This window comes from Cylindrospermopsis sp. CR12 (assembly GCF_001432185.1).
GTDB lineage: Bacteria > Cyanobacteriota > Cyanobacteriia > Cyanobacteriales > Nostocaceae > Raphidiopsis > Raphidiopsis raciborskii.
This window is the reverse complement of sequence record NZ_LMVE01000043.1, coordinates 1-20,686: the sequence shown is the minus strand read 5'-3', so window position 1 is coordinate 20,686 and position 20,686 is coordinate 1. Positions and strand designations below refer to the sequence as shown.

The 20,686-nt window shown below is 38.7% G+C and carries 15 protein-coding genes, 1 tRNA gene and 1 pseudogene; 6 read left to right on the top strand and 11 right to left on the bottom strand.

The window, feature by feature from the left end:
* The first annotated feature begins 23 nt into the window (after positions 1-23).
* Positions 24-1,472 (top strand): TM0106 family RecB-like putative nuclease, encoded by a 1,449-nt coding sequence (locus tag ASL19_RS05880; protein WP_040008294.1) that lies wholly within the window; start codon positions 24-26, stop codon positions 1,470-1,472.
* Here ASL19_RS05880 and ASL19_RS05875 read toward each other — a convergent pair.
* The 3 genes and pseudogenes from ASL19_RS05875 to ASL19_RS05865 all read right to left on the bottom strand — a co-directional run.
* Positions 1,440-4,214 (bottom strand): KGGVGR-motif variant AAA ATPase, encoded by a 2,775-nt coding sequence (locus tag ASL19_RS05875; protein WP_057177614.1) that lies wholly within the window; start codon positions 4,212-4,214, stop codon positions 1,440-1,442. The two genes, ASL19_RS05880 and ASL19_RS05875, sit on opposite strands and share 33 nt — an antisense overlap.
* Positions 4,215-4,230: 16 nt before the next feature.
* Positions 4,231-4,698: a hypothetical protein gene (locus tag ASL19_RS05870; RefSeq protein ID WP_057177613.1), complete on the bottom strand. Its 468-nt coding sequence runs from the start codon at positions 4,696-4,698 to the stop codon at positions 4,231-4,233.
* 126 nt (positions 4,699-4,824) lie between these two features.
* A pseudogene (locus tag ASL19_RS05865) lies at positions 4,825-5,028 on the bottom strand (IS4 family transposase); the annotation flags it as partial.
* Between the two features lie 152 nt (positions 5,029-5,180).
* On the opposite strand from ASL19_RS05865, the gene ASL19_RS05860 reads away from it, so the two are divergent.
* Complete coding sequence (locus tag ASL19_RS05860) at positions 5,181-6,200, top strand: hypothetical protein (RefSeq protein ID WP_057177611.1); 1,020 nt, start codon at positions 5,181-5,183, stop codon at positions 6,198-6,200.
* Positions 6,200-7,468 carry a DNA cytosine methyltransferase gene (locus ASL19_RS05855; RefSeq protein ID WP_057177610.1) on the top strand — a complete coding sequence of 423 codons (1,269 nt, stop codon included), beginning with the start codon at positions 6,200-6,202 and terminating at the stop codon, positions 7,466-7,468. Before ASL19_RS05860 ends, ASL19_RS05855 begins: the two co-directional genes overlap by 1 nt.
* A 125-nt stretch (positions 7,469-7,593) precedes the next feature.
* On the opposite strand, the gene ftsH is transcribed toward ASL19_RS05855, so the two are convergent.
* Both ftsH and ASL19_RS05845 read right to left on the bottom strand, forming a co-directional pair.
* Positions 7,594-9,531, bottom strand: coding sequence for an ATP-dependent zinc metalloprotease FtsH (ftsH, locus tag ASL19_RS05850; protein ID WP_006276244.1), 1,938 nt, complete (start codon positions 9,529-9,531; stop codon positions 7,594-7,596).
* A gap of 70 nt (positions 9,532-9,601) precedes the next feature.
* The gene (locus tag ASL19_RS05845) at positions 9,602-10,270 is read right to left on the bottom strand and encodes a DUF1614 domain-containing protein (protein ID WP_006276245.1); all 669 of its coding nucleotides are present in this window, start codon (positions 10,268-10,270) and stop codon (positions 9,602-9,604) included.
* Between the two features lie 326 nt (positions 10,271-10,596).
* Between ASL19_RS05845 and ASL19_RS05840 the strand changes: the two genes are divergently transcribed.
* The gene (locus ASL19_RS05840; RefSeq protein WP_057177609.1) at positions 10,597-11,676 is read left to right on the top strand and encodes an AI-2E family transporter; all 1,080 of its coding nucleotides are present in this window, start codon (positions 10,597-10,599) and stop codon (positions 11,674-11,676) included.
* 19 nt (positions 11,677-11,695) lie between these two features.
* On the opposite strand, the gene ASL19_RS05835 is transcribed toward ASL19_RS05840, so the two are convergent.
* Positions 11,696-12,793 (bottom strand): peptidylprolyl isomerase, encoded by a 1,098-nt coding sequence (locus ASL19_RS05835; protein ID WP_006276248.1) that lies wholly within the window; start codon positions 12,791-12,793, stop codon positions 11,696-11,698.
* Positions 12,794-12,946: 153 nt separating this feature from the next.
* Here ASL19_RS05835 and efp point away from each other — a divergent pair, with 153 nt between their 5' ends.
* Positions 12,947-13,519 (top strand): elongation factor P, encoded by a 573-nt coding sequence (gene efp, locus ASL19_RS05830; protein WP_006276249.1) that lies wholly within the window; start codon positions 12,947-12,949, stop codon positions 13,517-13,519.
* A 280-nt stretch (positions 13,520-13,799) separates the two neighbouring features.
* Positions 13,800-14,282: an acetyl-CoA carboxylase biotin carboxyl carrier protein gene (gene accB / locus ASL19_RS05825; RefSeq protein WP_006276250.1), complete on the top strand. Its 483-nt coding sequence runs from the start codon at positions 13,800-13,802 to the stop codon at positions 14,280-14,282.
* Between the two features lie 54 nt (positions 14,283-14,336).
* Here the strand turns inward: accB and ASL19_RS05820 are convergent, their stop codons facing one another.
* The 5 genes from ASL19_RS05820 to glyQ all read right to left on the bottom strand — a co-directional run bounded on the left by ASL19_RS05820 (position 14,337) and on the right by glyQ (position 20,471).
* Entirely contained in the window at positions 14,337-14,948 is a 612-nt protein-coding gene (locus ASL19_RS05820; RefSeq protein ID WP_006276251.1) for a GerMN domain-containing protein, read from the bottom strand.
* A gap of 226 nt (positions 14,949-15,174) precedes the next feature.
* A complete protein-coding gene (gene proS / locus ASL19_RS05815) occupies positions 15,175-16,986 on the bottom strand; it encodes a proline--tRNA ligase (RefSeq protein WP_057177608.1) in 1,812 nt (603 codons plus the stop codon).
* A gap of 30 nt (positions 16,987-17,016) precedes the next feature.
* A tRNA-Ser gene (locus ASL19_RS05810) sits at positions 17,017-17,101 on the bottom strand.
* Positions 17,102-17,247: 146 nt separating this feature from the next.
* Positions 17,248-19,587 carry a ComEC/Rec2 family competence protein gene (locus ASL19_RS05805; RefSeq protein ID WP_057177607.1) on the bottom strand — a complete coding sequence of 780 codons (2,340 nt, stop codon included), beginning with the start codon at positions 19,585-19,587 and terminating at the stop codon, positions 17,248-17,250.
* On the bottom strand, positions 19,584-20,471 hold the full coding sequence (gene glyQ, locus ASL19_RS05800) for a glycine--tRNA ligase subunit alpha (RefSeq protein WP_057177606.1): 888 nt from the start codon (positions 20,469-20,471) through the stop codon (positions 19,584-19,586). Before glyQ ends, ASL19_RS05805 begins: the two co-directional genes overlap by 4 nt.
* Between the last annotated feature and the right edge of the window lie 215 nt (positions 20,472-20,686).

The window sequence follows — 20,686 nt, the reverse complement described above, 5'->3', positions numbered from 1 at the left end:
AATTTAAGTCTAATTTTAATTTAATGATCATTAATGCTGAACTTCTCCTTCAATATCAACGGTGTAAACGAAGATCTTTCTTAGATGTTCACGGCGATTATCAGCAACGTGATACTCCCCATGAGCTGTTGGTAAAAATGCAGCAAGACAAGATTACACACAGGTCAAACGTGTTAGAACACTTGACCTACAATCAACCTGACTATCCCCCTCGGAACTGGGAAATGGGAGCAGCAGCAACTATTAAGTTAATGCAGCAGGGGGTTAATATGATTTACCGAGGAGTGTTGTTAGCAACTTACGAGGATAAGTATACCTTACTCAGTTGTCCGGATCTACTGGTTAAACAACCAGGGAAATCTAGTTTGGGAGATTGGTTGTATGTACCCGTGGATATTCAACTAGGTAAACGTCCTAAACAAGAATATCAAGTGGTAGCTGCTTTTCACGCGGAAATTGCGGGAGCTTTACAGGAGGTAATGCTAGCAGAATGTTGGTTGGTGTTACGCAGCAAGGAAACAACTTATGCGGTGGATTTGTATAAGTGGAGACCACAAATGTTAGATATTTTGGCGGACTATGTTCAAGTAATGAGTTCACCAGAAGCACCTGAAGTATTTATAGCTAGGCAAAAATGTAATCTTTGTCACTGGTATAACCAGTGTTATAGTATTGCTCGAGAGCAGCAGCATCTTTCCCTATTACCGGGAGTGACACCAGTTCGTTATAATTATTTACGAAGTAAAGCTATTAATAGTTTAGATTTGCTTGCAAAAACCCAACCTAGTAGTTTAGAAAATGTAACTGGGTTTGATTCTAAGATAGCGTGGAAGTTAGTAGTACAGGCCCAGTCCGCATTAAGACAAACCGCTTTAATGTTACCCGAAACAGTGGTAAGAGGAAATCTAATATCTAATGTGGGCATTGAGCTGTATTTTGATATTGAAGCTCAACCGGATTTAAATTTGAATTATTTATTAGGGGTTTTAGTAGTTGATATAGAAAATAAGCAAGAAACCTTTTATTCATTTTTAGCCACAAAACCCGAAGAAGAGGAATTAATTTGGCAGCAATTTGTGGATCTAGTTTGCCAATATCCCCACTCTCCTATTTATCACTTTTGTAATTATGAAGTAGAAACAGTAAATAAATTGGGGAAACTTTATGGCACACCTGATTCTATAACTAGGATGATTCTCACTCGGTTTGTGGATATTTATGAACTATTAATTGAAACCGTGGCCTTGCCAATAGAAAGTTATGCACTCAAGGCGATCGCCAATTGGTTAGGATTTACATGGCGAGATCCCAAAGCAAATGGTGCCAAATGTATTTATTGGTATGATCAATGGTTAGAAACAGGCGATCGGGAGTTTTTAAAAATGATTCAGGTTTACAATGAGGATGATTGTTATGCTACCCGTCGGGTAAAAGATTGGTTAGTTACCTTTACCAAAGATTTTTTGCTTTAAAGCTAAAGTGCGAGGGCGTCCGGTTGTCCCTGAAAAACCTAAACCTTCGCGGAATATTTCTGGAATATAAAATCTGGCAATTTCATCCTTATCCTTATCTTCATAAATTACACCTATTTCTTCCAATACTCTGATAGTATCCTGGTCAGCTTTTAAGTCTTGCACATCAAAAGGAATTTTCCTTTCTGTTAATGAAGATAGTTTTGTGTCTACCCAGGTTTTGAACCGGGGATATTCTTCCTTCACTTCTTCGACTTTCTGCTGACTACAAGGTCGAAGTGCTTGACGAATTGCTTGGGGTGGTAGCAATCGGGTAGAAAACCATTTTTTTGAGGTTTCCTTTGAGGTATCCAATGTACGACTGGTGGCAAAATATAAAAAGCGAATTATATCTCTAGCTTGCAGATTGCCCTTAAAATCAGTTAACGCAGCAAATATCCAGGAAGCTGTATTGGCCTCCTTTGATTTATCAGAACCTAGCTTCTGTCCCCATAATTTTTGTAATTCTCCCTTTAAATCTTCTGTACTTAAATCATAAATCCTGTTTTTGTCTGCATTTATGACTCCAGATTCGCTACAAATCCAATAGACCAGACGGAGAAATGAATCTCTATCCCAAGATAAATCATAGGAAGAATAGCGATTTTCAAACTGTGCTAAATTTTGAGTAATAGTATGCTTGAGAAAGTCCCGGCGCAAGAATATAATGACCCCTATATTTGCTTTTCTAATTTCTGAAATCTTTGTGGGTATGTCATCAATTAAAGCTTTTAGAGCTTTCCTTTGTTGAGTATGGGTATAAATATCTGGAAAAATATTTTCCAAACCATCGAAAAGAAATACAATATTTAATTTTCTTTCTTTTAATTCTCGGTCTATGGCCATGAGAGTATTATGACCACTATCCAAATTAATATCAATTGACTTGGCAATAATCTTACTAATCCAAAATTCTGTCCACTTTGATTCATTCCAGTTTTCTTCTAGGGACCTTTGAATTTCATCAGTGTAGTTTGAGTGGCTAAATTCTAACGTAGTTTTCAAAGCTGATCGAACTTCCTTCCTGGCCTCGTCAATAATATTTTGAGCATCAGGTTCAACATACTGACTTTGAAGCAAAGGAAATATATAAGTTTTGTTTCTCGGTTCTTCATGATTTTGACTACCATCTACACGATGTAAAAAACTTTCCCAATTCCTAAGCCGTGATAGATGTATATAATTAAAAGTCTTTCCCGATCCTTTAGCACCAATACATAAAACATTCGGTAATTTATCCGAGAAGTCAGTTGCCAAATTTCGTAGAGGTTCTATAATCAATAAATTTTCTCCTTTGCCAGTTTCTGCATATCGATATTTCTCACATAAGTCTCTGATTTTTTTCAAATCATCTAACTTTTTATTGAACAAATCTTCAGATAAAACCTCTTGATTATTAGCATTATCAGCAGTTATCAACTTTGTTTCTGCCCATTTTCTAGCATTCTTCATTAATGTAGTCGCTGATAGTCTTGATCGAGCTTCTTCCCAACTATTAACATAGAGTAGTTCTTCTGCAAAGAAAGCCTCAATAATTTCCAACCTTTTGCTATAAACATCTTCTGTATCTTCCGGTTGAATATAATTTTGGTAAAATCCATCCACGGCATTTTTATAACGGGGTGAATCTATAACTTCCTGCTTCAACATATTAATCAATAGCCATGGATCATAATATTTCTCATGTTGTATATCCGATTGTGATGGTGCTACTTTACCGATTTGTTGTAAAACTAGATTAGTACCACGAATAGACTGTTCGCTAATGGTGGTAACAATAAACCTTTCAACTCTAGGATCAAAGATTATTGGGCTAGATATCTCACTTAGTCCAGCTCTTAAATCAATAAATACATAATTTATGTCAAGCTCTTGACCTAAAAGATTGATAGCATTACTGTACTCCCAAACTCCACCAGCACCCCTAACTAAATGTTCTGGTAAGATTGGTTTATCTAACAACTGCTGGTCATTTAAACAAGCAGGCAAAAAATACACTTTTGATCTGTCTTCATTTATATGACTACTTAAATTTTTTTTCAGTTTTTTAGCAAATAATGATAGTGTCTGTTCTATGGGTAGGTGAGAATAATGATAAACTTCTAAAAAGTCCAGGAAACAAACTTCTGGATTCTTGACACCATTCCAATAGGTCAAACCTGGTGCTTCTAAGTCAGCATCAATAACCAAGATATTTATTGGTTGATTTAATTCCTTAGATCTCTCCAGTAACGCCAAAACATAGGCTACCAGATTTAAGGTTCTACCTACACCACCTTTAAAAGAATAGAAAGCTAATAATTCGGTTTTATTTGTTTTTGTTTGAGTATATGGTTCTGGTAGATTAATTCCACTCCTTTGTAAAGTCTCTATTTCCGGTAAGTAGGCAATCTCTTCCCAAAAGGGACGGATCTCAATAGGATTAATCTCTATTTCCTCCGGTCCAGTAAATTCTACCGGTAACTTATCATCTCCCATATCCAGTTGAATTACTGATTCTTCTTCTAAATACCAATCGCCAAACCACTGTTTGACAGTACTTTTGGCACTTTTGGCGGATTCTTTATCATCAGTAATTCCTATTTCTACAGCGTCAGAAAAGCAGTTAACTCTGACTATACCTTTATTTATCAGTTCCCTGTCACGTCTAGTTTCCTGACGAATCCTTCTTCTCACATCCAACCATGTTAAAAATCTGTTCATAGTTTTGCTAATCTTTTTAATCTTTCAATTCATTTTGAATCCATTTTGATATTTTCAACAACCTATCTTCAATATCTTTATCTGTGGCAACTTGAATTCTATTAGCTTCTACTATTCTAATTACTTCTGCACCATATCGCCACACTTGGTTGATTTGTCCACTATTTATTTTTCGGTCAATAGGATTCCCCTTGGTATCTACTATTTCGCTGATTGATATTTTTGGTAACTTTAATAGTTCACCAGACCACACCTTGTCTAATAACTTATTAATGTCATGCTGGCATTCTGTGATATCCTGACAGAGATCAGTACGATTTTGTCTTTGCCTTTTCATTAGGACTGCTTTAAGTCCACATTCAACGGCATAAAACAAATTTAACCGGTGAGCATTATTTTTGTGTATGAAAGTGGCCTTTTGATAAGCGAAAAAGTGATCACGCCAAGCCTTCTGCATCTCACGCTGCGTGAAAATTATTGCCATTGAGAATTGGTTGGTTAAAATTCCAGTGTTGATCCTACCATGGTAGGATCCATAAATGTTAAATGTCGTTACAAAACTTTACATAGTTAGATATATTACTCCTATCAAAGGTCAAAGGTGAAAATGTCAACATTTCATAATATCTTCCATCCAATGAACATAACTAATTTGTTGACACATATAAACTTGAAGATAGCGAAACTTATCTAACATTTTTTCACCCCATTCCTTAGGAACAGATACAAGTTGTAAAATTACATAAGCGATGAGACTGGCATAAATTTGTATGCCAATTTTTGGCAACGGTCTGAGGATGTCCTTGACAATCTTGGGAAATGAACTTATAATCATTATCGATTAATTTATTTTGATCCTTCGCCCAGAATTTACCATATTTTGGCCCGTTTCTATCAACTCTTTCTTAACATTCAACATTTCTGGAATAGAGTATAAAACTTCCTACAAAATACTATATACACCATATGCAAAATTACGCCAGAGATATCAATTCTTTAAAATCTCATGCCACAATGTGGTGGCCTCAAAATTTAAGGGATAAAAATGCGACAACAAGTATTATTCCCAGATTACTGGAAACACAAGACGATTTTATTTCAATTTTACAATTGAGCAAAAATAATCCCACTCAAGTCTTTGAGCTTGCGGAAGCAGCAAACTTTCCTGCAAACCTATTCCTCAAGCACTTGGTTGTTATTTCAGACTATGGAGGTGAACTTATGAAAAGGCTAGGAGAAAGTTTCACAACTATTTTTACTAAAAGAGATAAAACAAATAAACTAGTAATGGATTATGTCTGGAAAGGAAAAAATCACCAATATGTCTTTGAGTCAATGCCCATCCAAAGCAAATTAGATAATAAAAAGCTTAATATTGATGGCAAGGGACTACAATTTGAGGAACCATTCGATGGATTAAAACGTGACATAACTATGATTTTACTTTATGCAAGTACATCTGATGTTTCACATTGTGCTGCATTAGATCTCTGTACTCTTGGCTCTATACTTGGTGATAAAGTTGCATTAGAGCATCACATAAAACAAAAATATATACTTGTTAGTCGCATAACAGGAGGTGCCAACGCCAACTCTCTAGGACAATTAGCACAAAGTTATATTCTCAAGTACTTAAAAGAAAAATTGGGAACTGAATTTTATATTAGTAGTAATGAGCGAATTCCTTTACAGGGCACTGAAATATCTTTTGATATAGTTGTCACAAAAGCAGACAAAAAGGTGGGAATTGAAATTAGTTTTCAAGTCACAACCAATAGTACCATAGAAAGAAAAGCAGCACAAGCGTCTGAAAGACAAGCTCTTATGACAAAAGCTGGCTACAAAACAGCCTATGTGATTGATGGAGCTGGGAATTTTGAACGTTTTGCCGCTATCTCTAAAATTTGTCAGCATAGTGATTGTACGGTTGCATTTTCTGATAGTGAGTTTAATATTTTAGTTGACTTTTTACGTGAGAACTTGTGATGATTCGTTTTATTGATCTTTTTGCAGGTATTGGTGGGATGAGACTTGGTTTTCAGCAAGCGTGTGATGTTTTAGGAGTCGAATATGAATGTGTACTTAGCTCTGAAATTGATAAGAAAGCTGTTGAAACTTATAAAATAAACTTTGATGATCAACCTAGAGGAGACATCCGAGAAATTGACATTATGCCTGAATTTGATTTTATGCTTGCTGGTTTTCCCTGTCAACCTTTCTCTTATGCTGGTAAACAACAGGGTTTTGGAGATACAAGAGGAACGCTATTTTTTGAAATTGAAAGACTTCTCACAAGTTACCAACCAGAAGCTTTTCTATTGGAAAATGTTCGAGGTTTAACAACACACGATCATGGTAGGACATTTAACACAATTATTAATTCACTAGAAAAACTTGGCTATGGTATTCATTACCTTCTACTCAACAGTAGTAACTTTGGTGTACCTCAAAATCGTGTTCGTATATATATATTAGGACTACTTGGGAAAAACCCCAGACTTACTATTAATTCAGATAAAGGTGCGACTGATTCCCATAGTTTTAAGGAACAATTCTATCAACTCAGTCTCTTTCCTGATTCTTATTCAGTAGTTAAGGTTAAAAATATTCTGGAACAAAAAGTGTCTGAAAATTATTATCTGTCTAAAAGATTTCAGCAACAGATTTTCGATGCTGTTGATGGTAAATTTGAGAAACTTCATGGTGTGCGTTTAATTGATTTTCGTGGTGGCAATTCTATCCATTCTTGGGATTTAGGTATAAAGGGTAAGTGTTCAAAAAATGAACGGGACTTTATGAATGCTTTAATATCTCATAGAAGGCATAAAGAATTTGGTAACCACCAAGATGGTAAAAGTTTAACTATAGAACAAATTAAAACGTTTTTTGATCATGAAGATATGGAAAATATTATTTATTCACTCATTCAGAAAAAATATCTTAAAGAAATCAATGGAAGATACAATCCTGTGTGTGGAAATATGTCTTTTGAAGTTTTTAAGTTTCTCGATCCTGAGAGTATTTCCATAACTCTGACATCATCAGATGCCAATAAATTGGGTATAGTCCAAAATGGAAAGCCTCGAAGAATAACCCCTCGTGAATGTGCAAGATTACAAGGTTTTCCAGATTCTTATATTGTTCATCAAGATGATAATGCAGCATACAAGCAATTTGGTAATGCTGTAACAGTGCCAGTAATTCAAGCAATTGTGGAAGATTTAATTAAATATAATAATCTACATAGTACGTAAAAAAAAGTTGTGCGATCGCATTTTAATTCTACCATAAGTAGGGAGGCACAATTATTTGTAGGTTGGGTTGAAGTATGAAACCCATCCTACACTGTACCTGGTGAGAATTTAGGTTCTGAGCTAATCTAACCCAAAACAGTTTGTAGTAATGGCTGATCACCATTTAACTTACCAGTTCTTAACCACTCATCCATTTCATCTGGTCGGTTAGATCGGGTTAATTTTTCTCGTAAATAACCACCTTCCAAAATTTCCCTTTGTAATAATTCCTGAGCAATTTCCTCCAATAAATCCCTATTACATTGCAAAATACTCAATGCAATATGATGAGCATTATCAACTATCTCCTTCACTTCCCGATCAATTTCTTCAGCAACATGGGGACTAATAGCACGACGGGGATTACTATAACCTTCTAAAAACTGCTGTTGACTTTTCTCAAAAGCTACTGGTCCAAGCTTATCACTCATACCATACAAAGTCACATATCTTTCCGCCAAATCTGTGGCTTTTTGAATATCATCAGATGCACCAGTAGAAACCTTCCCAAACACAATTTCCTCCGATGAACGTCCACCCAATAAAGTAGCAATCCGTCCACGAATTTCATCTTCTACCATAAGAAATCTATCTTCCTCTGGCATTTGAATTGTGTAACCCAATGCTCCCACACCCCGGGGAACAACAGAAATTTTCTCTATCTTACCCGCTCCTGGCATTAACGCCCCAATAATGGCATGACCAACTTCATGATAAGCAACCGTTTTCTTCTCCAATTCATTTAACACACGGGAGCGTTTTTCTAATCCGGCAATTAATCTTTCAATAGCCTCGTTAAAATCCGCCATCAGAACAGCTTGACGATTATTTCTCGCTGCTAATAATGCAGCTTCATTAACTAGGTTCGCTAAATCCGCACCAGCAAAACCTGGGGTGCGAGTTGCAATAATTTCTAAGTTCACATCTTCTGCTAACTTGACATTTCTAGCATGAACTTTAAGAATTGCCTCTCGACCTATTTTATCTGGTCTGTCTACCACAATTTGACGGTCAAAACGCCCGGGACGACGTAGTGCAGGATCTAAAACCTCAGGACGGTTGGTAGCAGCAATAATAATCACGCCTGTATTGGCATCAAAACCATCCATTTCTGTCAGTAATTGATTTAAGGTTTGTTCCCTTTCATCATTACCACCTACAAAACCACTAGCTCCACCACGGGATTTGCCTAGAGCATCTAATTCATCAATAAACACTATACAGGGAGCTTGTTGTTTGGCTTGTTCAAATAAATCTCTTACCCTAGCAGCACCTACACCCACAAATAATTCAATAAATTCCGACCCGGAAATACTAAAAAACGGTACTCCTGCTTCACCTGCAATAGCTTTTGCCAATAGGGTCTTACCGGTTCCCGGTGGTCCTACTAATAATACACCTTTGGGAATTTTTGCTCCTAGGTTTGTGTACTTACTGGCATTTTTTAAAAAGTCAACTATTTCCTCTAGTTCAGCTTTGGCTTCGTCAACACCCGCAACATCGGGAAATTTTACACCGGTGCTACCTTCGGAATAAATTCGAGCTTTACTTTTTCCCACAGTTAATGCAGCAGGTCCCCCTCCCTGACGACTCATGAGAAAAGCCCAAATACCAAAGAAGATTAAGGGAGGTGCAACCCAACCTAAAACTGTACCAATCCAGGCATTTTCATTGGGGGGTGGGGCGGCAAATTCCACGTTGTTTTCTCGCAGAATTTTCGGTAGGTCTAAGTCTATGGCCACTGGTGTGGTTCTAAAAACCTGCTCCACAATTTTTCCTTCGGGAGTTTGGGTTTTAATCGCATATTCAATCCGGTCTCCTCCTACAATTGCTTTATCTACTTTACCAGCTTTTACCTGATCAATAAAATCACTATAAGGTACTTGTTGCAACCTAGGTCCTAAAATGCTAGGAACTATTAAATTGAGTAGTAATAAAATGGTTATTAAAATCAAGAAACTTCCGCCAAACTGTCGCAGTTTTGGCTTTTGCATCTGGTTCTTATTGTTAGTTTCTACAGGCATGATAATTTACCTCAAAAGTTTGATAATTGATTACTTTATTACTTTATGGTTGACCCAGTTATGAACTTAATTAACTTAATAATAAAGCAAATAGTCCACATAAAGCAATACCGTCAAATACTCCCGCACCGCCAATACTTAAAACTCCCTCACTCATGAATTGAATATCTTTAAGATGTAATAAGTCAGCACCAATAACAGTGCCTAGAATACCTCCCGCAAATGCTACGGGGGCTCCTGCATGGGGGGCTATTATCATGGCTGATATAACCGCAGTTAAAGGAGCTAATAAGGGATTCATTTGAATTCCAATTCCGGGAACTATCCGAGCTGCAAAATAACCAACCACTGATACAATGGTGGTTACCAGGGTAATTGCTAACAAGTTTCCTCGGGAAATTTGGTATAACGCTAAAATTACGGGTATTAAACCACCCCCTACGTTTAGTGCTACAACTGTAGACCGCTCTAGTCTTCTTAGCGGGATTCCCCAAAATTCCCTTAGCCACAGGGTGGCAAATTCGTCTACTACTTCTATGGTGTTTTCCAGTCGGTATAAGGGAATGTTGATTGTGCTAGTAATTATTACTAGCAAAAAGAGGAAGAAGGCAATTTGGGGAGAAAAACCTAACTTGGCTACGGCAATTTCTACTATGTCTACTGCTAGAGCAAACCAAATAAAGGGCAAAAGTAACAGCAAGACCAGAAATAACAGTATTGAAACTGGTAGATAGATCATATCTTAATTGTTTCCCTCTTTTTCTCTTCTATTATAGAGACTACACAGTGAACTTCTAATTCGTATCTACCCAACCCCAAAATGGGTATCACCACACCCCTATGAATAATCAACTCTTTTTCCTGGTCAAGCTACTTCTGCTTTCAACTTTGATTTCAGCTTTGATTAAATATGTAGGTCCTATATTCTTGTTCCCACCTACAGCAGTAAATGCGCTCATGATGGTGTTGCTTCCGACCATATTCATGATATCCTTTCTTGTTTTACCCATGGTCTCAAAAAGACAAAGTTAAAGCTACAGTTCAACAAACTTGGGGAGTGTATCCGTGAAACTTGGTCAATGGATTGGTTTAATTGCTTTAGTTGTATCTCTGTACATATTATGGCAACTACGTGAAGTATTACTATTGATATTTGCTGCTGTGGTCTTAGCTACGACCCTAAATAGATTGGCCAGAACCTGTCAAAATCTGGGAATTAAACGTGGACTAGCTGTCTTTTTATCCGTGATGTTTTTTCTGGTGGGTATAGTTGCTTTTTTTTGGGTAATTGTGCCACCCTTTGTTCACCAATTCCAAGAACTGACTTTACGAGTACCTCAAGGTTTTGAACGGGTTAATACCTGGGTAGATGAACAAAGAAGTCATATTCCCCAGGAATTGGAACCTGTCATCCCTGATCTTAATCGTTTGATCGCGGAAGCTCAACCCTTAATTAATCGGGTTTTGGGTAATTCTTTTGCTTTTGTTTCTGGTTCTTTAGTACTTGTTCTCAATATTTTATTGGTTTTAGTTTTAACCGCAATGTTTCTAACTAATCCTGCAGCTTATCAAAAGTTATTTGTTAGACTCTTTCCTTCCTTTTATCGACGACGAGTAGAGGGAATTTTGAATCAGTGTGAGGATTCGCTAGAAAGATGGCTGACAGGAGCTTTTATCGCTGTTTGTCTGGTGGGATTGATGAGCTTAATTGGTCTGTCAATTTTAGGTGTCAAAGCAGCTTTGGCTTTGGGTGTTTTGGCAGGATTGATGAATTTAATTCCCAATTTGGGCCCCACTATGAGTGTGGTTCCAGCTATGGCGATCGCTCTTTTAGATTCTCCTTGGAAACCAATTTTTGTCCTAATTCTTTACTTTTTTATCCAACAGCTTGAAAGCAGTTTTATTACTCCTATGGTGATGGCACACCAGGTTTCTCTATTACCAGCTGTTACCCTAATTTCTCAGTTATTTTTTGTCACCTTTTTTGGATTTTTAGGCTTATTTCTAGCATTACCTCTGACGGTGGTAGCAAAAATTTGGATTCAGGAAGTATTGGTTAAGGACGTATTAGATTGCTGGGAACACCATGGTCATGATGAAGTTGACTTAGTAATTCTTACTGATGATGATTCCCAAGGGGAGTAGTCAACTCCCCTCCCTCCTCTTATGCTGGTGGCTCAACTAAATTTTCAATTCCTTGAATAACTTGAGCTGACTGGATTATATCACCTGCTTTCAGCTTATCCAAAATCTCTTTACCTTCAACCAGATAACCAAATACGGCGTAGCGTCCATCCAAAAGATTACGCCCTGCTGGGGTTAATTCTGGTTCAAATAAAAAGAAGAAAATTTGGGAAGAACCACCATCCGGATCACCCTCAGGACGCGCCATCGCTAATGCTCCAAAGGAAGAAAATGGTAATACTGGCATATCTAGATAACGTCCCGCATCTTCTAGGGTAATACCGTAAGTTGGTTGTTTATCCCCTTCGGCTAAAATCTCTAGGGGAATAGCTCGATATTTACCCGTTACAGGGTCAATAAAACCAACTTCTTTGCCTTCTGGATCTCCCGTTTGTAAAACATAGGACTCTTCAGAACGGGTGAATTTTAATCCGTTATAAAAGCCTCTTTGTACCAGATCTACAAAATTACCAGCTGTCACTGGAGCACTGTAACCATCTACTACTACAGTTAGATCTCCCTTGTTTGTTTTTATGGCAATAGTAGCACGACCTTTGAGTTGAGGTAGGTTACTAAATTCAGCAGGAACTTCAAAGGGAAACCCCTTAACCATGGATTCTTCTAATAAACTCACAAGATTGAGTAACTTGGCTCTCCCTTCCAAAACGGGGGCTTTTTGTCTAGTTTTCACTACTTCTTGCAGTTCTCCTATGCCAGATTTTAACTCCCCAATCCAAAATTCAGCTTGGGGTTGGCGTTCTGGGGGAATGCTGGTTAAGATTTGGGAGGGTCTGTCAAGAATTCGCGATGCTTGACTCAGATCCCTGGAAATCGCACCCCATCGCTTATTAGCACGTAGTTGGTTGGAAATATCCTCTAAACTGGCTTGCAGTTTGCGTACTGGTTGATTTTCTATGGGAAGTGCATATCTCAACAAAGCCTTACCATCTGTAATAGCATTCCCAGACGGTAGAGCTGCGTAGGAAGTCCACCCGGTGGTGCTGGTTCCTAAAAATATCATTCCCAGCAGTATGACTTTTAGGCTATATATTAGCCCAGACCTGATAAACTTAAACATGGAGTTTCTCAAATGCAGGAAGTAACCAACTATCCATCTTCCCATATTGGGGCTCTATATCTTCTTATGTCTTTACCGCATCCTTGTTTATTCACCAGGTCCTAATTTACGGTTACAATAAATCCCGATTGTCTTCTAATATTTGTAAGTTTCATGATCTCCAGTAATGATTTTCGACCCGGCGTTTCTATCGTGTTAGACCAGTCCGTTTGGCGAGTAGTTGAATTTCTTCACGTTAAACCCGGTAAGGGTTCCGCCTTTGTCAGAACTAAATTAAAAAATGTCCAAAATGGTAACGTGGTGGAAAAAACTTTCCGCGCTGGGGAAACCGTACCTCAAGCAAGTTTAGAGAAAATTACCATGCAACATACTTATAAGGAAGGTGATGAATTTGTCTTTATGGATATGGAAACATATGAGGAAGATAGATTAAAGGCCACCCAAATTGGTGATGGTGTTAAGTACCTGAAAGAAGGTATGGAAGTTAATGTCACCTTTTGGTCAAAAGAAGAGAATATAAAACAGGTTCTAGAAGTTGAACTCCCTAATTCTGTAGTTCTGGAGGTGGTAGAAACTGACCCAGGTGTCAAGGGTGATACCGCTACCGGGGGCACTAAGCCAGCAAAATTGGAAACTAATGCAATTGTCATGGTTCCTTTGTTTATTACTACAGGTGAACGGATCAAGATAGACACTAGAGAAGATAAATACTTAGGGCGAGAATAGGCCTTGTTGGTGAATATTACCTCCTAAAATGGGCAAGATTAACAAAATTTGTCGGTAATATTCAGCAAGCCCTAATTATCAACAATATACGTTAATAAATGTTAGCACTTACTATTAACGTCTACAATTATTTAAGTGTTTTGATTATTTCCTGTTGTCTAGTATTGACTAGCGAATAATTGTTTAGCGTCGTAATAGCGTCATAATTAATACCAATTTATCTGGTGATTGTGATGGATGGAAAAAAGAAATTTACGGTTAGGTCGAGGTAAAAAATACTGTGCCATTAGATTTTAATGAAATCCGCCAATTGTTAGCTACTATTGCACAAACTGATATTACTGAGGTGTCACTCAAAAGCGATGATTTTGAGCTGAGAGTCTCTAAAGGGGGAAATAATTTCCCTGTGTCAGCACCGGTTGTACCAACGGTGACTCAAACCGCACCGGTTCAGCTACCAGAGTCAGTTAGTCACCGAGATAGTCCTACCGGGGGACACCTAACTAATGCAGCTGCTTCTAAATTTATGGAGGTCCAGTCTCCTATGGTGGGAACTTTTTATCGCGCTCCTGCTCCCGGTGAAGCACCTTTTGTAGAGGTGGGAGACCGGGTTCGGGTAGGTCAGTCCGTCTGCATTATTGAGGCCATGAAATTAATGAATGAAATTGAAGCTGAGGTTTCTGGACAGGTGATGGAAATTCTGGTGCAAAATGGTCAACCCGTAGAATATGGTCAACCTTTAATGCGAGTTAATCCTGATTAGTCGGATTTGCCTAATTTCGGAAAGTTTCACCACACTTCGTTTGGTGAATACCCGCTAAAGAGGATAGTTTTCCTGGAAGGTTTTACGGGTTAGTGGTTGTTCTATTTCTACTCCTTCACCACCCAATACTTCTAAGGGTTTACCATTAATTTCTAGGTAAACTTTAGCATTGGGATCTAGGGTTGTAGCAGTGTAGACAACCTGACCCACCCGACCCACCATAGAAGCGCTACCACCTCCACCAGTAAAATTTTCTGACAGGTTTACATGAATTTCATTGTTCTCTATTTTCAGACTCAGCAATTTTGTACCTGGGGGAATAGTTGTTGAGTCTTTGGTTTCTTTTGGACCCTCTAACAATGTGTTTAAAGCACTTTCTAATGCTTGACCTGGTTGGTCACTAGCAATTTTTACGGGTTGAGCAACTAACTGAAAACTTTTTGCTGTTGGTTTTAGCCAATATATATTAGCCGTTTGTTCTTGACCTGTTTGGCTTGTTAATGGTTTTTGCTTTTCTATACTTTGGTTGGGGTTACCTTGTATGGGAGCATTGGGTGTTTGAGAACTCAACCACGCAACACCACCGCTTATTGCTACTACTGTAGCTGAAACAGCGGCTATTACTCCTGAAGAAATATTACGATTTGTTCTTGGTTGGTCGTTCATATATAAAACCTGCTTAACATAAAACTCAAATGGTTTATTACCAGACTTATCTCTAATTTTAGGTTGATATTTTTCATCTGCAACATGTAAGTGGGTGGGTGAAATTAAATATAAGATGAACCTAGGTTGGGTTGAAGTGTGAAATTCAACGCCCGTACGGGTTTCGTTCCTCGATCCATCCTACAAATAATTGTGTCTCCCTACTTATAGGTTAATATGAGGTAATTTAGGTTGTTACATCTCTTTGACTAATCCAGCTTTCTAGTGTGTCTACTAGGTTCTCAATGGCAATTTCCTGAGATTCACGAGTTGCTCTTGTAACTACTTCTACCTTACCATGGCTGATGGAACGACCAGTCACTATTCTGTAGGGAATGCCAATTAGGTCTGCATCCTTGAATTTTACCCCTGCTCTTTCGTTTCGGTCATCTAATAAGGTCTCTATACCTACTTTGTTCAGCTCTGTATAGATTTTTTCGGCAATCTCTACCTGGTGAGTATCTTTTATATTGGGAATGCTAATAATGGCATGATAAGGAGCGATCGCCACTGGCCAAATTATTCCATCCCCATCATAAGATTGTTCAACTGCTGACTGGGCCAGTCTGGATACACCTACACCATAACAACCCATGACTAAGGGCTTTTCTTCTCCTTGTTCGTTGGTATAAGTTGCACCCATGGCTAGGGAATATTTTGTTCCTAGTTGGAAAATATGACCCGCTTCTATACCCCTGGCCGTTTCTAAGGTTTGACTGGGATCGTGCACCGAGCGATCGCCTGGTTTTGCTTTCCGAATATCTACTACTAGTTCGGGTAGTTTAAACTGCTCTTGCCAGTTGGCCCCAACTAGATGAAATCCGGATTCATTTGCTCCTGTCACAAAGTGATTTAATTCTACCGCTGTTTGATCAATCAGACGGATGAATTTTGGATGTACCTGTTCACGGGTAGCAATATAATCATCACTCAAATCAGGAGCAATGTAACCCAAGGGTAAGCTCTTGGTTGCCCAACTGGCGATCGCTTCCTGATTAGGCACTGTGAGACTAATTATCGTTTTGGCATGAAATTGGGGAGCTAATTTGGTCAGTTCGTTTTGTAATTTGACTTCGTTAATTTCCTGGTCTCCCCGAATGTTCACCAACACTAAAACTGTTAACCCCTGATCATAAACAGTTTGATATAAAACATTTTTCACTACTTGGGTAGGGGAACATTTCAAGTAATCACATACTTTTTCGATTGTCTCTGTTGCTGCTGTTGGCACTTTTTCACAAGTTTTAAAATTAGATGGTTCCGCATCAGCAGGTAAGGAAACTGCCTTTTCCACATTTGCTGCATATTTGCCATCCTGAGTATAGAGGACTTCATCTTCCCCAGCATCCGCTAGAACCATAAATTCTGTTGACCCAGAACCACCAATTGCACCAGAGTCAGCTTCTACTGCTCTAAAAGCCAATCCGCAACGCCGCAATATGTTACTGTAGGCTTGGTACATATCCTGGTAGGTTTTCTTTAAACTTTCCTCATCAGTATGGAAAGAATAACCATCCTTCATGATAAACTCTCTACCTCTCATCAAACCGAAGCGGGGGCGGATTTCGTCTCGAAACTTAGTTTGAATTTGATATAAATGTACTGGAAGTTGGCGATAGGAGCGAATCATGTCACGGCCAATAGTAGTAATCACCTCTTCATGGGTGGGACCTAGGCCTAGATGTTGTTCCCTTCTATCAATTAAGGAGAACATAATTCCTTCCGCCTTGGTGTAAGTATCCCACCTTCCTGACTCCTTCCATAACTCAGCTGGTTGTAGTTGTGGTAGCAAACATTCTTCTGCACCTGTGGCGTTCATTTCCTCCCTGACTATCTGGGAGATTTTCTGTAAAACTCGCCACATTAATGGCAAATAGGCATAGACCCCACTACCAATACGACGGATATAACCTGCACGCAACAACAATTTATGACTGGGAATTTCCGCATCCGCTGGATCGTCCCTAAGCGTAACAAATAACTTCTGTGATAAGCGCATCATTTTTCCTTTTTGTGGAGCCTTTCAAAACGGAGAGGGGGGGATTCGAACCCCCGTTGAGTTGCCCCAAAACACATTTCGAGTGTGCCGCATTCAACCACTCTGCCACCTCTCCCCATGTTAACCTACTAAGACTTACTAAGTTAATTACTGAATACCAACTCGAGTTGTAATTGTAAACCATACCTGTTATTTTTGTCAAGGGGATAGTGCCCAACCTCGTAGGTTGGCCAATGATAATTAACCGATCTTGGGTAAAGACTACAAATTGGAAGATTCATTTTCCGACACTTGGATGAAAGACTGAAAATTTTGTTGAGGATCCCACTGAATAGCTCCATCCCTACCTGTAAAAAAAAGTTTCGTTTTCCCTTGTAGTATTTGATCTGAACTATTCTTATTAACCTTATTGGTAGGTGCGATCGCCACTTGTGGTTTTAAAGCAGTTGTTAAATCTTCTAAAGACTCTGATGGGGACCATACCACTTGAGGAGATAACAGGTTGCCATCTTGTGCCAGTTGAGCAATTTGTTGAGACTTAACACTGCCAATTAGTAACCAATTTTGTCCAAAAACTTGTAATTGGAGAATTGGTAGTTTATCATTATTAAAATTTGCCATCACTGAACCCGTATTAACCGATTGACCCGATGATAAAGGTTGATAGTTAGTTTGTTCTTGTCGTAAGAGTTCTCGAAGTGCCTGGGTAGTTACCGGATTAATTTGGGGGGAGGTATAATCCAAGAAGTTTTTAATGTGTAAATCATTGATAACCTCAGACCAGGAATTATTTGCATCTCCAGAAAAATTAGTAGATATTGCCCAATCAATATGATTAATTCCCTGCTGACGAAGAAAAGGTAAAATAGTGAAACGTCCTGTGCCAGGATCACCACTATTAATGAGAGTAACTTGGCCCCGATCTTGAATTACCAAAACAGGCTCACTATTGGTTGCCAGGAGGGTTATTTTTAATAAATTGCTGGTGTAGTACCAAATAGGAACAACTGCCAAAATAGTAGCAATCAAACCAGCCAACCACCATCTTTTTTGCCACCAAGGTACTAAACAAGTAGCAACAATTAAGCCATAGATAATCAACATCTGCCAAATTGATATACTACCAATATTTAGAGAATTTCCCGGCAAATTATCAAAAAATTCTGCCATTTTAATTAATATATGAGCAGGATAATATAATAAAGTTGCCACATAGCCACCTAAATCTGACAGGGGTAAACTTACCAACCCACTAATCATTCCTCCCATACTAAGAATAGAAATCAGAGGGGTGGCAAAAATATTGAGGGGGACACTGTAAATAGCCACAGTGCTAAAAATATGTAGCAGTAAGGGGAGAGTCCAAATTGTAGCTGCAAGGGGAACGGAAATCAAAGTAGCAAATAGGGGAGGTAACCAATCCAGGCGTTGAGTAATAGGGGTTGCGGTAACCATCAAACCCAAAGTAGCTAAAAAGCTCAATTGAAAACCTAAATCCCAAATCCACACCGGGTTAAATAATAGTAAAAGTGTAGCTGCTAAGAGCAAAGATCTCAATTGTTGAACCTTTCTGTCTAAAGCCAAACCAATTAAAGCAGCAAATCCCATAATTACTGCTCGCAGGATAGATGGTTGTAACCCAGCCAAACCCAGAAAAATTATCAACCCCAAAGCTCCACAAAAAAGTTGCACTTTTTTATTGGCGGACTTGGTTAACTGTAAAACCACCGCCAGAATGAGAGAAGTTTGAAAACCAGAAGCAGCTAGAGCATGAGCCAAACCCACATTAACAAATAAATCTCGAACATTATAGGGTAAATCAACCGCCTTATTACCCAGAACCATAGCACTGACTAAAGGACCTTCAGGTACACCTAAAAAACGAACTTGAGAGCGGACAATTTGTTGGCGAATTTGCCACCATCCCCAAGGGATATCCTCATCAATCAGATTAACCTGTTTACCAATCAAACCAGCAAAACTACCCTCCTGACGGAGGTATTTTTGAAAATCAAAACCCCCAGGGTTATCAGCTGGTTTAGGTTTATATAACATTCCGGTAACAGTGATTTGTTGACCAGGATATAAACCCGTAGCTTGTAGTATAGGTACTGTTACATATAATTTACCAGTTACTACCCTAGGTAAACCAGCAGGACCGCGATCATTTTTCACCTCATCCAGTTGTTTAGCTTGGAACCAAAATTGTCCTCGCTGACTACGAGTTAACCGGGGGGTATTTACAACTTCACCGCGAACAACCACCAACTGGGCCTGATTAGTATTATTTTCACTGGAGATAAATGAACTAATGTCTTGGGATCCCGGTTGAGGAGTGCGAAATTGACAATAAAAACTGGCTATTAAACCTACTAAACCAGCTATTAACCATACTCGCGGATGAGGTAGAGTTAAGGGAGCGTTTATCCCTTTTTGTCCTTGAGTAATAGATTTGATGTGATAGGGAAAAAACCTTTTCACAGCGAGGAAAACTCTCCGCAAAGAAATTGCCGCCAGCACACCGAATGCTAAGATAAAAAATCCCCCCCAGGGAAAAATACTCAGTAGTAGACCCAAAATATAAGCAAGACAAATAATCAACCTTCCCTACCTCCATTATTTTTCAGCAGGGGGAACCCCAGTTTTTGGCGTTGCTCCACATATAAATGGGCTACTTTCCTGGCTAGGTGGCGAATTCGGGCAATATATCGGGTTCGTTCCGTTACAGAAATCACACCCCTAGCATCAAGCAGGTTAAAGGTGTGGGAGCATTTGATAACATAATCCAAAGTAGGTAAAACTAAACCCTTTTCTGAAAGCTGAGATGCTTCTTGCTCATATATATGAAAGAGATTGAGCAACATTTCGGGATTGGAGGCCTCAAAGTTATAGACACACTGTTCAATTTCACCTTGAAGATGAACATCACCATAAGTGATGTGGTCTGTCCAATGAATTTTGGTGATAGCTTCCACTTGTTGGAGGTACATTGCTAATCTTTCCAGTCCATAAGTAATCTCAATAGAAACTGGACGACAATCAATCCCCCCACATTGTTGGAAGTAGGTAAACTGGGTAATTTCCATACCATCCAACCAAACTTCCCAACCGGTGCCCCACGCACCAACTGTTGCATCTTCCCAATTGTCCTCCACAAACCGAATATCGTGATCTTCTGGAAGAATACCCAAAACCCTTAAAGAATCAAGATAAATCTCTTGGATATTATCCGGTGAAGGTTTAATTAAAACTTGATACTGATAGTAGTGTTGAAACCGATTAGGATTTTCACCATAGCGTCCATCGGTAGGACGACGACAGGGTTCAACATAAGCTACTGACCAGGGTTCAGGACCTAAAGCCCTTAAAAAGGTGTGGGGGTTTTTAGTTCCCGCACCTTTTTCCATGTCATAGGGTTGAGCAATTAAACAACCACGCTGTCCCCAAAATTGATGTAGAGCTGCTATTACCGACTGAAAATTCACTGTAACCTCCACGCCTAGAAATTTTTTATCTTGATTAAAGGAGTCTTAGCACCTATAAGCCCATAAATGTAGCTAAAATGTGACTATCCTTATTTTTATAATGGTTTTGGTGGCGACTGCCAAACCATTATTGCCCAAAGACGGTATTCTAGGGAGGATTCAGCCCCTAAAATTTTGGTAAAAAACTTTTTTGAAAAAAAGTGAAAAAAGTAGTT